Annotated in this window: 15 protein-coding genes; 4 read left to right on the forward strand and 11 right to left on the reverse strand. The window is 69.1% G+C overall.

Going from position 1 to position 13,109, the window contains the following annotated elements; all coding sequences use genetic code 11:
- Both QM634_RS09235 and QM634_RS09240 read left to right on the forward strand, forming a co-directional pair.
- On the forward strand, positions 1 to 763 hold a 763-nt coding region (locus QM634_RS09235), incomplete at its 5' end, for an acyl-CoA dehydrogenase family protein (RefSeq protein ID WP_415042486.1).
- Positions 760 to 1,830: an acyl-CoA dehydrogenase family protein gene (locus QM634_RS09240; RefSeq protein ID WP_415042487.1), complete on the forward strand. Its 1,071-nt coding sequence runs from the start codon at positions 760 to 762 to the stop codon at positions 1,828 to 1,830. The genes QM634_RS09235 and QM634_RS09240, both read left to right, overlap by 4 nt.
- An 81-nt stretch (positions 1,831 to 1,911) precedes the next feature.
- On the opposite strand, the gene QM634_RS09245 is transcribed toward QM634_RS09240, so the two are convergent.
- The 9 genes from QM634_RS09245 to hsaA form a co-directional block, all read right to left on the reverse strand.
- Positions 1,912 to 2,493, reverse strand: coding sequence for a TetR family transcriptional regulator (locus tag QM634_RS09245; protein ID WP_415042488.1), 582 nt, complete (start codon positions 2,491 to 2,493; stop codon positions 1,912 to 1,914).
- Positions 2,490 to 3,245: an ABC transporter permease gene (locus QM634_RS09250; protein WP_415042489.1), complete on the reverse strand. Its 756-nt coding sequence runs from the start codon at positions 3,243 to 3,245 to the stop codon at positions 2,490 to 2,492. Before QM634_RS09250 ends, QM634_RS09245 begins: the two co-directional genes overlap by 4 nt.
- Positions 3,242 to 3,976 (reverse strand): ABC transporter ATP-binding protein, encoded by a 735-nt coding sequence (locus tag QM634_RS09255; RefSeq protein ID WP_415042490.1) that lies wholly within the window; start codon positions 3,974 to 3,976, stop codon positions 3,242 to 3,244. The genes QM634_RS09250 and QM634_RS09255 overlap by 4 nt, the downstream gene beginning before the upstream one ends.
- A gap of 123 nt (positions 3,977 to 4,099) precedes the next feature.
- Entirely contained in the window at positions 4,100 to 5,287 is a 1,188-nt protein-coding gene (locus QM634_RS09260; protein WP_415042491.1) for a sulfotransferase family protein, read from the reverse strand.
- Entirely contained in the window at positions 5,280 to 6,074 is a 795-nt protein-coding gene (locus QM634_RS09265) for an SDR family oxidoreductase (protein WP_415042492.1), read from the reverse strand. Before QM634_RS09265 ends, QM634_RS09260 begins: the two co-directional genes overlap by 8 nt.
- Positions 6,071 to 7,357 carry a hypothetical protein gene (locus tag QM634_RS09270; protein WP_415042493.1) on the reverse strand — a complete coding sequence of 429 codons (1,287 nt, stop codon included), beginning with the start codon at positions 7,355 to 7,357 and terminating at the stop codon, positions 6,071 to 6,073. Before QM634_RS09270 ends, QM634_RS09265 begins: the two co-directional genes overlap by 4 nt.
- Positions 7,348 to 7,920: a 3-hydroxy-9,10-secoandrosta-1,3,5(10)-triene-9,17-dione monooxygenase reductase subunit gene (hsaB, locus tag QM634_RS09275; protein ID WP_415042494.1), complete on the reverse strand. Its 573-nt coding sequence runs from the start codon at positions 7,918 to 7,920 to the stop codon at positions 7,348 to 7,350. The genes QM634_RS09270 and hsaB overlap by 10 nt, the downstream gene beginning before the upstream one ends.
- A gap of 9 nt (positions 7,921 to 7,929) precedes the next feature.
- Positions 7,930 to 8,847, reverse strand: coding sequence for an iron-dependent extradiol dioxygenase HsaC (gene hsaC / locus QM634_RS09280; RefSeq protein ID WP_415042495.1), 918 nt, complete (start codon positions 8,845 to 8,847; stop codon positions 7,930 to 7,932).
- A 69-nt stretch (positions 8,848 to 8,916) separates the two neighbouring features.
- On the reverse strand, positions 8,917 to 10,110 hold the full coding sequence (hsaA, locus tag QM634_RS09285) for a 3-hydroxy-9,10-secoandrosta-1,3,5(10)-triene-9,17-dione monooxygenase oxygenase subunit (RefSeq protein WP_415042496.1): 1,194 nt from the start codon (positions 10,108 to 10,110) through the stop codon (positions 8,917 to 8,919).
- A gap of 253 nt (positions 10,111 to 10,363) precedes the next feature.
- On the opposite strand from hsaA, the gene QM634_RS09290 reads away from it, so the two are divergent.
- Positions 10,364 to 11,536, forward strand: coding sequence for a Rieske 2Fe-2S domain-containing protein (locus tag QM634_RS09290; protein ID WP_415042497.1), 1,173 nt, complete (start codon positions 10,364 to 10,366; stop codon positions 11,534 to 11,536).
- 2 nt (positions 11,537 to 11,538) lie between these two features.
- Positions 11,539 to 11,955, forward strand: a complete 417-nt coding sequence (locus QM634_RS09295; RefSeq protein ID WP_415042498.1) for a hypothetical protein — start codon at positions 11,539 to 11,541, stop codon at positions 11,953 to 11,955.
- A 16-nt stretch (positions 11,956 to 11,971) separates the two neighbouring features.
- Here the strand turns inward: QM634_RS09295 and QM634_RS09300 are convergent, their stop codons facing one another.
- Together QM634_RS09300 and QM634_RS09305 are read right to left on the reverse strand one after the other, a co-directional pair.
- On the reverse strand, positions 11,972 to 12,400 hold the full coding sequence (locus tag QM634_RS09300) for a GNAT family N-acetyltransferase (RefSeq protein ID WP_415042499.1): 429 nt from the start codon (positions 12,398 to 12,400) through the stop codon (positions 11,972 to 11,974).
- A 79-nt stretch (positions 12,401 to 12,479) separates the two neighbouring features.
- Positions 12,480 to 13,109 carry a cysteine hydrolase family protein gene (locus tag QM634_RS09305; protein WP_415042500.1) on the reverse strand — a complete coding sequence of 210 codons (630 nt, stop codon included), beginning with the start codon at positions 13,107 to 13,109 and terminating at the stop codon, positions 12,480 to 12,482.

Below are 13,109 nucleotides of genomic sequence, written 5' to 3' on the forward strand. Positions count from 1 at the left end.
CGCCGTGCCGGGACCGGTCGCCGAGACGCTCGCCGCGGTGCCGGTCGCGCTGCGCGCCGCCGGTCGCGGCGACGAGTTGGCAAAGGTCGCCGGTGGAGAGCTCGCGACGCTGGCCGCCGCACCGTGGCAGCCCCGTGCCGCCGACACCGGCGTCGCCACCGCGTATGTCCTGACGGGCGGCACGCTGTCCACCGCCACCGTCGGCGAGCCGCAGGCCAGTGTCGACCTGTCGCGCACCGTCGCCGACGTCACCGCCGGAGAGTCTCTCGGCAACGCCGACCTCGACGATGTGCTCAACCACGGCGCGCTGGCCACTGCGGCCCAACTGCTGGGCCTGGGTACCGCGATGCTCGACCTCGCCGCCGAGTACGCCAAGGCCCGCCAGCAGTTCGGCAGGCCGATCGGCTCCTTCCAGGCCGTCAAGCACCACCTCGCCGATGTGGCGATCGCGCTGGAGATGGCCCGGCCGCTGGTGCACGGCGCGGCGCTGGCGCTCGGCGCCGGGAGCGAAGCGAGCGGGCCGAATGGAGGCGGGCGGTTGGTGCCCGACGGCGTGCAGCCGAATCGCGAGGTCTCCGCGGCGAAGGTCGCGGCGGGCGATGCCGCCTACCTCGCGGCGCGCCGATCGCTGCAGGTGCTCGGCGCCATCGGCTACACCGTCGAGCACGACCTCTCGCTGTACCTGACCAAGACCCAGGCGCTGCAGAGCGCGTGGGGCACCGCCGCCGCGCACCGGCAGCGGATCCTGGAGACGCTGCGATGAGCGACGACGCGATCTCCGCCGACGACGTCGCCGCGCTGCGGGACTCGGTCGCCGACCTGATCGCCCGGCGCGGCGGCCCGGAGGCCGTCCGCGCCGCCATCTCGTCGGAGAAGCGCACCGACTCACAGTTGTGGACCGGGCTCACCGAGATCGGCGCCGCCGCACTCGCCGTGCCCGAGGAGCTGGGCGGCGTCGGCGCGGGCTGGGGTGCCCTCGGCGCCGTCGTCGAGGAGGTCGGCGGTGCCCTCGCGCCCGTACCGCTCTATTCGTCGGCCGTCCTCGCCACCGGCGCGCTGCTCGTCGCCGCGGAGGCGGGCGACGCGGCCGATCTGGTCGAGGCACTCGCCGGAGGCGAGCGGACCGCGACGCTGGCTGTCGCGGGCGAGGCGTCGTGGGAGAGTCCGGGCGTCACCGCCGACGGCGGCATCCTGAACGGCACTGCGCACTACGTCACCGACGCCGAGGCGGCGACCGACCTGGTCGTGTTGGCGGGAGGCGGCACACACGTCACCCTTCACACGGTGGCCGTCGACGCACCGGGGGTGCAGGTCGTGCCCGTCGCGACGATGGACCCGACGCGCCCGCTGTCGCAGGTGCGGTTCACCGACGTGTCGGCCACCGCGGTCCCCGCACCCGACGACCTGCTGCCGCGGGTCCGCGACCTGGCGTGGGCGATGCTCGCGGTCGAACAGGTCGGCGCGATGGGTGCGGCCCTGCGCCTCACGGTCGAGTACACGCAGCAGCGCAAGCAGTTCGGGCGGGTCATCGGCTCCTTCCAGGCGCTCAAGCACCGGATGGCCGACATGTACGCCGACGTCGAGACATCGCGCTCGATCGCCTACGCCGCGGTCGACGCGATCGGCACCCCGGCGGGCGCCGAGCTCGCCGCGGCCGCCCACGTCTACTGCTCGGAGGCCTTCAACCGCGTCGTGGGTGAAGCGGTACAGCTGCACGGCGGCATCGGCATCACCTGGGAGCACGACATCCAGCTGTACTTCAAGCGCGCCCACGGCAGCGCCCAGCTGTTCGGTCAGCCCGCCGACGTCGTGGCCGCCACGCCCCTCTAACCGCCGAGTGGGCGGTCCAAGCACGCCCAGTGGGCGGTCAACCACCACCGAGTGGGCGCCCCGGCGTCGCCGAGTGGGCGGTCAACCGCTCAGGTAGTGCTGCAGCGTCGGCCCGACGTGTGCCGCTAGGTCGTCTACCGACATCGACGCGACGGGCTCGAGCTTCAGCAGCTTGCGGGTGACGAGCACCCCGACCATCTGCGACGCGACCAACGCGACGCGCATGTCCCCGTCGCCGACCTCCTCGTCGACCCGGTCCCGAACCCCCTTGAGCGCGACCTCCAGCAGGAACGTCCGCAACAACGACTCGTCGCCACCGGCCACCACCGCTCGGAACGCCGCGAGCGCTCCGACCCCGGCCGGCGAATCCCAGATGCCGACGAGGGTGCGCACGATCGTCTCGCCCAACACCTCGAGCGGCGAGTCGCGCAACGGCGCCAACACGACCGCCGGGTCGACCGGCAGCGCCACGACCTCGATGAACAACTCGTGCTTCGTCCCGAAGTAGTGGTGCACGAGCGCCGAGTCGACACCGGCATGCTGCGCGATCGACCGGATGGACGCCTTGTCGAAGCCGACGTCGGCGAAGCGTTCCCGCGCGGCCGCGAGGATCGCCTCCCGGGTGTCGGACCGGCCGGGGCGTCGACCGGGACCGCGCGTCACGGCGTGCGCCGGCGCAGTGTTGCCGCCCCCAGGGCCATCGCGACGACGGCGATCGATGCGATCACGACGACATCGCGCCACATCTGCCCGCTGGCGCTCGCCTTCGTCGACACCTCGTTCAAGGCATCGACGGCGTAGCTCAGCGGCATCACGTTGCTGATCCCCTCCAGCCATCCGGGCAACTGGTCGCGCGGCACGAACAGCCCGCACAGGAACAGCTGCGGTGCGGTCACCAGCGGCATGAACTGCACCGCCTGGAACTCCGTCCGAGCGAACGCGCTGGCGAGCAGGCCGAGCGACACTCCCAGTGCGGCGACCACGACCGCCACCAGGATCACCAGCCACACGCTGCCGGCGACGTGCAGTCCGAGGAACCAAAAGCTCACGGCGCACGCCACGATCGCCTGGACCGCCGCCGCGGCCGAGAAGGCGGTGCCATAGCCGCCGAGGAGGTCGATCTTGCGCATCGGCGTCGTCATCAGTCGCTCGAGGGTGCCCGACGTGCGCTCGCGCTGCATGGAGATGGCGGTGATCAGGAACATCACCACGAACGGCAGGATGCCGAGCATGGTCACCCCGATCCCGTCGAACACCGACGGCCTTCCGGGCAGCGTCGGGGCGTCCTGGTAGACGAAGTACAGCAGCGCCATCAGCGCCGACGGCACGACGACGATCATCGCGACCGTGCGGTGGTCGGCGCGCAACTGCTTGAGGATCCGGACGGTCGTCGCGGCGTACGGCGTCGCGGTCATCGCCGCACCTCCGACGCTTCGATGAGACTCAGAAAGGCGTTCTCCAACCCGGCCTCGCCCGTCTGCTCGCGCAGCTCGGCGGGCGTGAGATCGGCGAGGAGGCGGCCGTCGCGCATGAGGAGCAGCCGGTCGCAATGGTCGGCCTCGTCCATGACGTGGCTGGACACGAGCAATGTGTGCCCGCGCGCGGCAAGGTCGGCGAACCGCTGCCAGAGGTCGGCGCGCAGGACCGGATCGAGGCCGACGGTCGGCTCGTCGAGCACGATCAGCTCCGGGTCGGCGACGAGTGCGCACGCGAGCGACACCCTGGTGCGCTGACCGCCCGACAGTCGCTCGCCGGTCTGCCCGCGATGGTCGGCGAGACCGACCGATTCAATCGCGGCCGCCACATCGGTCGCCGACTTGCGGTACAGCGACGCGAAGTACGCCACGTTGTCGTGCACGGTCAGGTCGTTGTAGATACTTGGCGCCTGGGTCACGTAGCCGACGCGCCTGCGCAGTCCAATCGATCCGGCCGCCTCGCCCAACACGGTCACCCGGCCGGACTTGACGATCTGGGTGCCGACGATCGCGCGCATCAGCGTCGTCTTCCCGCAGCCCGACGGGCCGAGGAGGCCGGTGATCGAACCCTGCGGCACGGTCAGCGAGACGTCGTGCAGGACGGTGCGCTTCCCGCGGTCGACACGGAGGTCACTGATCGTCACCGCGCCGGCGATGGTTGGTGCCGTCATGGGCGCCCCCTAATTCATCGTGTGATGAATTGTGCTCCGTGCGGCGTCACGAGTCAATGGCTGGTGATCAGCCGGCCGGTGAGCTCACAGGGTCTCGATACACATCCCTCGCAAGCCCGGGATTCACTCGACCGCCGAGGCGAAGGCGTCGCGCACGCGCTCTTCGGTGAGTCCGTAGTCGGCGAGGTCGTAGCGGTGCTGCGGCTTGCGATCGCCCGAGCGACTCTCCTCGTCGAGGGCAACCATCGCCGCCCGCGCCTGCTCGGACGGCTCGGTCCCCAGCGCCGCATAGACGCGGTCGACGGTGCCGAGCGGGTCGCTGCGCAGATCGGCGAAATCGACGTCGACGAACTGTGCCGGGTCGTATTTGCCGCGCGCCTGCTGGAAGTCGCGCAGGCCGCGCGACCACAGCTCCAACTGATCGTCGCCGATGGTGTCGCCGACGAAGGTCGTCGACCATCCCGGCGTCGCCGCCTCGGCGAGGCTGCACATCGAGGCGATGATCGTCTCGGGCGCGCGGTGGGTCTGCACGACGAGCGCGTCGGGGTAGGCCGCCATCAGCGCGTCGAGGGCGAACAGGTGGCTCGGATTCTTGAGGACCCAGCGCTTCTCCGGGTCGTTGCTGCCGATCAGCTGCAGGTTGCGCTTGTGCCGCTGGTACGCGGGTGTCCAGTCCTGCTGGGCCAGCCACCGCGAATAGGTCGGCAGGTGCGCGAGCGACTCGTAGGAGATCGACATGACGTCCTGGCGCAGCAGCTGCCAACACTCCTCGACCTCGCCGGCGTCCATGTAGTGCAGGCCCATGAACTCCGGGTTCTCGACGTGGTGCTGGGAGAAGCCCGCGTTGATCTGCTGGTAGACCGGGTTGTCGGCCCAGGTGTCGCGCGGCGGGCGCGGTTGCGGGAACTCGGCCAGCCACATCTCCAGGCCCTGGTGGGCCGGGTCCGCGGACAGCAGTCGGTGCAGCGCGGTGGTGCCGGTGCGCGGCAGCCCGGTGACGAAGATGGGGCGGGTGATCTCGACGTCGGCGTAGCCGGGGTTGCTCTTCCACGACGCCTCGCTCAGCAGGCGGGCGACCAGCGCCCCCTTGAGGAAGAACCGGAACATCTTGGAGCCCGTCGGCGTGAGGCCGGCCTCGTCGCGGTAGGAGTCGAGCAGGACGGCCAGCGCCTCGCGGTAGCCGCTGTCCGCGCCGAAGTCGTCCAGGCCGGTGGCCTTGACGGCCGACTCGTGGAGGTCGTCGACGGTGCCGACACTGGTGCGCGCCGCCGCGCGGGAATCGTCACCCGTCTTCGACGCGGCGTCAGTCATGGTATTCCCCGCAGTTGACGTCGAGCGTGTGCCCGGTGATGGCGCTGGCCATGTCCGAGGCGAGGAACAGCGCCGCACGCGCGATCTCGTCGGGCTCGGGCAGCCGCTTGAGGTCGCTCTTGGCGGCGGTCTGCTCGTAGACCTGCTCCGGGGTGATCCCGTACTTCTTGGCGATCTCGCCGAAGTACCACTTGAGCTGGTCGTCCCAGATGTAGCCGGGGGCGACGCTGTTGATGCGGATGCCCTTGTCCCCCAGCTCGGTGGCGAGGGTCTGCGACATCGCGAGCAGCGCCGCCTTGGTCAGCTTGTAGCTGCCGTAGCGGGGCTCGGAGTGGCGGATGACCATCGAGTTGATGTTGACGATCGAGCCCTTCGCCGTCGCGAGCGCCTCAGTGCAGGCCTTGATGACGCGCAGCGTGCCGAGGACCGTGAGGTCGACGCTGGAGGTGATCTGGTCGAAGTCGGTGCGGGCGAGCGGCTTCATCGACGGCATCGCGAAGGCGTTGTTGAACAGCACGTCGATGCCGCCGTACTCGGCAACCGCGGTGGTCACCAGATTGTCGACCTGCTCGTCGACGGTGATGTCGGTCGGCACCGAGAGCGCCGTGCCCCCGGCGTCGATGATCTCGTCGCGGATCTCGTTCAACCGCGACTCGGTGCGCGCGGCCAGGACGACCTTCGCACCCTGCGCGGCGGACTGCAGGCACAGCGCCTTGCCGAGGCCGGGGCCCACGCCCGAGACGACGACGACCTTGTCGGCCAGCAGGCCGTGAGCTTTGTCCGTCATCCCAACAGCCTCCTGGCGAAGGACCGCTGACGGGCCGCGATGCGCGCCTGCCAGCCGTCGGCGTCGATCTTGTTGTCGTCGTAATACGGCAGCTTCGACGGCACGTCGTCGATGTCGACGACCTCGGCGGTCGGGCCGAGTTCCGGTCCGATCGGTGAGTCGGTGCGCTGCCAGCGGAACTGGATGATCCCGCGACGGCGGCCCGTGGTCTCGATCCAGTTCGCGACACCGGGGTCACGGGCGGAGATCACCATGCGGATCTTCCCGTCCGGGTCGACCTGCGCCTGGTCGGAGTTCAGGCTCGTCTGGTGGTTCACGTAGTCGAGCGAGATGTACCAAAGGCTGCCGAGCTGAAAGCCCTGGTAGGGGGCCTGGCTGCGCGGCACGGTCACGATCATCGCCTTGTCCTCGGGCAGGTCGAAATGGCCGACCGAGGAGAACTGCGTCGCCAACCCGCCCGGCGTCTGGCGCGGCGCGGTGAACGTGTTGACCGGCTCGTCGAGGTAGAACCACTTGGGGAAGTTGAACCACGTGTTGATGCGCGAGGTGAGCATCTTGGCGGCGGTCGAGTAGCGCCGCTTCATCCGCTCCAGGCTCACTTCGTCCGGCGCCGTGCCGACGGTGTCGACGCGCTCGATGTCGACGCGGCCGCGCTCCTCGGTGTCCCAGTCCGAGTACACCTCGCGCACGGCGAGCGTCGTCGCACCCTCGGGCAGCACGAAGTAGTTCTTCGGCGGGTCGCTCCGCTCGACCGACACATCACCCTCGCTCCGCTCGACCGACACATGACCCTCGCTCCGCTCGACCGGCACATCACCCTCGCTCCGCTCGACCGGCGGCCCGAAGGTCAGCTCAAAGCTGCCGTCGTCGGCGATGTCCAGTCGACGGTCGTCGAAGGCCTCGTCGCCGCCGGGCACCGAGTCGGCGGAGTACTCGCCGCACAGCACCTGGAAGCTGAGGTCGGTGGTGGTGCCGCGCTTGCCGCGCACGACGTAGGTGCCGTTCGGCTCCACGACGGCGTGGTAGTAGATGGTGTCCGGGTTGTCCAACCCCATCTTGGAGTAGGGCCCGGTCGAGGTGACGAAGTAAGGGTGCGACTTGTTGTGCGCCCGGACCAGCTGGAGGATCGCCGAGATGGAACCGGCGAGGTAGTCATAGCCCTCGGCCAGGTCCGCGTCGGTCTCGGCGAAGTCCGCACTCGCGATCAACCTCTCGGCATCGGCGATCGCCGCACTGAAGGGCGCCGTCGCCAACTCGTGCTGTGCGTCGTCGCCTACAGCCACGTGTCTCCCCCGGTCCAGGTCAGGAAGTCGTCGAGCGCCTCCTGCGCGGGCGTGACCCGCGGATGTTCGGTGGACAGGTAGCCGCCGCGGTAGAACAGCAACGGCTTGTCCTGCAGCACCTCGCCGAGCGTTGTCGCCCGGCCGATGACGATGTGGTGGTCACCGCCGTCGACGACGGTCTCGATCTCGCACTCGACCCACGTCAGGCTGTGCCGGATCACCGGCAGCCCCAACGGGGAGGCGTCCCACGGGACCGACTTGAACTTGTCGTCGCCCGGCGCGCCGAAGGTCGCGCTGACCTCCTGCTGCTGGTGGGACAGGACGTTGACGACGAACTTGCCGGCCGTGTCGATGACCGGCCAACTGCGCGAGGTCTTCATCGGGCAGAAGATCACCAGGGGCGGGTCCAGCGACAGAGCCGCGAAGGACTGGCAGGCGAAGCCGACGGGCTTGCCCGCGTCGTCGATCGTCGTGATGACGGTGACGCCGGTGCAGAACTGGCCCATCGCCGTGCGGAACTGCCGCGAGTCGAACTCGCTCGACCCGAAGGGCTGGTTGGCCATGATCGTGCCTCAGCCCTTGAAGCCGATGGTGAAGTCGTGGCCCCAGAGGCTGACGGCCGTCGACTCGCGCGCGACCCACTCCTCGTCGTCGACCTGTCGGCCCTCACAGCCGAACTCGATGTCGAAGCCGCCGGGCGTCTTCATGTAGAAGGACAGCATCAGGTCGTTGACGTGGCGGCCGAGCGTCGCCGACATCGGCACCTTCTTGCGCAGCGCGCGGTCGTGGCACAGGCCGACGTCGTCGGCGTTCTCCACCTCGACCATGAGGTGCACGATGCCGGTCTCGTTCGGGATCGGCAGGAAGGCCAACGAGTGGTGGCGCGGGTTGCAGCCGAAGAAGCGCAGCCACGGCGGCGGGTCGCCCTCCTCGCGCCCGACGACCTGCGGCGGCAGCTTCATCGAGTCGCGCAGCCGGAAGCCCAGGATGTCGCGGTAGAACTCCAGCGACTTCTGGTCGTCGGTCGTGGTGAGCACGACGTGCCCCAGACCCTGTTCCTCGGTGACGAACTTGTGGCCGTAGGGGCTGACGACGCGACGGTGCTGCAGGGCGACGCCGTGGAAGGCCTCGAGGACGTTGCCGTCCGGGTCCTCGAAGATCACCAGCTCGTCGACGGCGCGATCGGCCTTCTCCTCGTCGGTGCCCTCGCGGAAGGCGATCCCGCCCTTCTTCAGGCGGTCGCGCACGTCCTGCAGGGCCTCGGCGTTCGCGCACTCCCAGCCGGAGCTGGCCAGGTGGTCGCGGTCCGACGGGACGATGACCAGGCGCGCCGGGAAATCATCCATCCGCAGGTAGAGGGCACCGGGGGTGAGCCCCTTGCCCTCGACCATGCCGAGCACCTTCAAGCCGTACTCGCGCCACGCGTCGATGTCGGTGGCGTCGATCCGCATGTAGCCCAGCGAACGGATCGGGCTGGAATCGGTTGTCATCTGAGGCTTCCTCCTGCTCCGGCGCCGGTGGGGTGAATCGCGGCGCAGGAGCGATATGTATCGAGACCCTTAGACCATCGTGTCGCCGATGGGGATGCCGAACTCCCCGTTGCCGAACGCCACGTAGGCGCGCTCGGGATCGTTCGCGGCGTGGACGCGGCCGCCGTGGGCGTCGCGCCAGAACCGCTGGATCGGCGAGTCGACGTTCAGGGCGCCGGCACCGGAGTTCTCGAACAGCATGTCGATCGCGTCGATGGCGCGGCCGGTGGCGCGGACCTGGTCGCGGCGGGCGGCCAGACGCAGCTCCATCGGCACCTGCTCGCCGGCGAGGATGAGGTCGTACTCGGCCTGCAGGTTGCCCGAGAGCTGGCGCCACGCGGCGTCGATCTCGCTGGCGGCCTCGGCGATGCGCACCTTGGCGAACGGGTCGTCCTTGCTCTTCTCACCGGCGTAGGCGGCGCGCACGCGCTTGCCCTGGTGCTCGACGTGGGCGGCGTAGGCGCCGTAGGCCATGCCGACGATCGGGGTCGAGATGGTGCTGGGGTGGATGGTGCCCCACGGCATCTTGTAGACCGGCGCGGTGTTCTTCTCCAGGCCCGGGCTCTCGTTCTTGCCCATGGTGGCCATCGACAGCACGCGGTGGCGCGGGACGAAGACGTCCTTGACCTCGAGGGTGTTGGAGCCGGTGCCCTTGAGGCCGACGACGTTCCACACGTCCTTGATCTTGTAGTCCTCGCGCGGGATCAGGTAGCTGACGAAGTCCACCGGACGCCCGTCCTTGATCACCGGACCGCCGACGAAGGTCCAGTCGGCCAGGTCGCAGCCGGACGAGAACGCCCAGTTGCCGTTCACCTTGTAGCCGCCGTCGACGACCTCGCCCATGCCCATCGGGGCGTACGACGAGGAGATGCGGACGCCCGGGTCCTTGCCCCACACGTCCTCCTGCGCCTGCTGGTCGAAGAGCGACAGGTGCCAGTTGTGGACGCCGATGATGCCGGCGACCCAGCCGGTCGAGCCGCACGCGGTCGCGATCCGGCGGACCGCCTCGTAGAAGGTGACCGGATCACACTGGTAGCCGCCCCACTGCTCGGCCTGCAGCAGCTTGAAGAACCCGGCCTCCTGCAGGGCCTGGGCGCTCTCGTCGGAAACCCGACGGGCGTCCTCGGTCTCCTGTGCCTTCTGGGCGAAATCGGGGAGCAGCGCGTCGATGTTGTCGAGCACCTTCTGTGCTTCCGCGCTGCGCTGGGTCTTGCTGGCTGCCATCTAACCTCTCCTGCCTGTGAGTGGCGGGTCGTACTTCACCGCCTCGCCACGAAGCGTACGGGCTAAGACTAGAACACGTTCTCATTTCTGTCGAGAACTGGGCCAAACGTCCTGTTTGCTGCTGTAATCGTTGCCAGGGAGTGCTGTGCTGAGGCACAATTCTGTAACGTGTTCTAGTATTGAACCAGCACCGGCGCCGGGAGCGAGAGCGAGCGGGCCGAGTACTAGTCGCAGCCCCGACGGAGGAGTAGCTATGACCACCGCACAGAATTCGGACGTGCGCGAGATCGACACCGGTGAGGTCCCCAGCCGGTTCGCCCGCGGCTGGCACTGCCTGGGCCTGGTCGAGGAGTTCAACGACGGCAAGCCCCACTCGGTCGAGGTCTTCGGAACCAAGCTCGTCGCCTGGACCGACCCCCAGGGCGAGTTCAAGGTGCTCGACGCCTACTGCCGCCACATGGGCGGCGACCTCAGCCAGGGCGTGCTGCGCGGCGACAACGTCGCCTGCCCCTTCCACGGCTGGCAGTGGAACGGCAAGGGCCGCTGCGCGACGGTGCCCTACGCCAAGCGCAACCCCAAGCTGGCCAAGACCCGCACCTGGCCGACGATGATCCGCAACGGGCAGGTCTTCATCTACAACGATCCCGAGGGCAACCCGCCGCCGGAGGATTGCTACATCCCCGAGCTCGAGGAGTTCGACACCGACCAGTGGACCGGCTGGACCTGGAACCGCATCGTGATCGAGGGCTCCAACTGCCGCGAGATCATCGACAACGTCGTCGACATGGCGCACTTCTTCTACGTGCACTACGCGCTGCCCGACTACTTCAAGAACGTCTTCGAGGGCCAGACCGCGGCGCAGTACATGAACAGCCACGGCCGGCCGGACATCGCGATCACCTCGAGCTACGGCGACACCCGCCTGGAGTCGATCGCGGCGTACTACGGCCCGTCCTACATGCTCAACCCGATGGTCCAGTACTACAGCGGCTACGCGGTGGAGACGATCCTCACCAACTGCCACTACCCGATCGACGAGAACTCCTTCGTCCTCATGTTCGGCGTCATGGCCAAGGTCCCCGACGGTCTCACCGCCGAGCAGGCCGACAAGATGGCAAAGAAGATCAGCGCCGGCATCGAGGTGGGCTTCCTCCAGGACGTCGAGATCTGGAAGCACAAGACCCGCATCGACAACCCGCTGCTCGTCGAGGAGGACGGCCCGGTCTACCAGCTGCGCCGCTGGTACGAGCAGTTCTACGTCGACGCCGATGACGTCACCGAGGAGATGACCCAGCGCTTCGAGTACGAGATCGACACGTCCAAGGCCGTGGAGAACTGGAACATCGAAGTGCAGGAGAACCTGAAGCGCCAGGCCGAGGAAGCCAAGGCCGAAGAAGCGGCCAGGTCGAAGGAAGCGAGCGTCTAGCGATGACGCGCGCGGCTCACAAACCCGGCGCCGGGAGCGCCGGCGAGCGGGCCACGTCGCGACCGGAGGGGTGGGCCAAGGCTCCGGATTACCACAATGATCCCGAGCGCATGGCCGCCATCGCGGCGGCGACCGCCCGCGACCGCCAGCACTACCTGCGCAACGGCCTCACCGAGCTCGAGTGCCGGGCCTGCCACGCCTGCGTCTTCGTGAAGAAGACCAGCCCGCATCAGACGAGCGTGCAGTGGACCGCCGCCGCGCGCGAGCAGTGCCCGGCCTTCGACGAGGTTCGCGCCGACGGGGGGAATCCGGCCATGCTGCCGGGCTGCCCGCGCCTGACCGCCTCGATCGACCACGGAGTCGCCGAGGGCATCATCCCGCGCGAGGGCCCCGAGCACGACCCCGACGGCTACTGGTGACAGCGGCCGCCCCGGGTCAGGACTCGGTCGGGATCAGCAGGCACTCGTAACGCCGACGACCCGGCCACCGCGGATCGGGGTCGCCGTCGCGCACCACGAAGCCGAGCGCCCGGTAGAAGTCGACGGCGTCGTCGTCGGTCTCGGCCAGCACACTCGCACCCGGATGCCGTTCCTGCACGGCCCTCACCAGAGTGCGACCTAGTCCGCTGCCGCGCAGATCCTCCGCCGTGGCGATGTACTCGAGCACCACTGTCGCCTCGTCGGGCAGGTAGGCGGCGAAGCCGGTGACCCGCTGCCCGTCGCGCGTCCCGATGACGGCCATTGTCGGCAGCTCGTCCTCGATCACCTCGTGCAGACGAGCGTCGTCGTAGTCCGATGCCAGGAACAGCAGTCGGCGAAACGCCTCGCTGTCGAGGTCGGCGGCGGGCAGTGGCTCCACGTTCACGTGGCCATCGTCGCACAACCTGGCTGACCAACTTCGTCCGGAATACCTGCCACGGATGGCAATGTTCCCTCGGCGCGAGCTATACCGGACGAAGTTGGTCAACAACCTCGGCGACGGTGCACAGGCGCACCCCGATCAGTTCCAGGTCGGCCAGACGCTCGGGCGTCGTCTGCGACGTCGCGTCCGTGACGAGCACCGCCCGGTAGTCGCGCTCGGTGGCGTCGAACAGCGTCGCCCGCGGGCAGTTCGGCAGGTTGCAGCCGGCCACGACGACGGTCGTCACTCCACGGTCGCGCAGGATCCCGTCGAGATTGGTCCGATGGAAGGCCGACCAGCGCGGCTTGTAGAGAACGAGCTCGTCGGCGCCGACGGTCTGCGGTCGGCCGCTGCGCAGGAGCTCCCAGTCCGGCTCGGCGTCGACGAGCGCAGACGGAATCCGGGCGCCGTCGCTGCCCGGTTGTACCGCGGCACTGCCCGATTCGACCGCGGCCCGTCGCACGCTGTCGACGTCGGACTCCCCCGCCCGGTACGAGCGCACGACGTGGACGATCGGCCGATGCGCTCCGCGGAACGCGTCGAGCACCCGCGCCATCGCGTCGACCTTCTCGGCGGTGCCCGGGATTGCCGACGGCCCGTCCACGAAGTCGCGCTGCACGTCGATGAGAACCAGCGCCGACGACGCCCACTGCGGGCTGAGGTGGTCGGTCAT

It is taken from the genome of Gordonia sp. (in: high G+C Gram-positive bacteria) (assembly GCF_047606305.1).
Lineage (GTDB): Bacteria > Actinomycetota > Actinomycetes > Mycobacteriales > Mycobacteriaceae > Gordonia.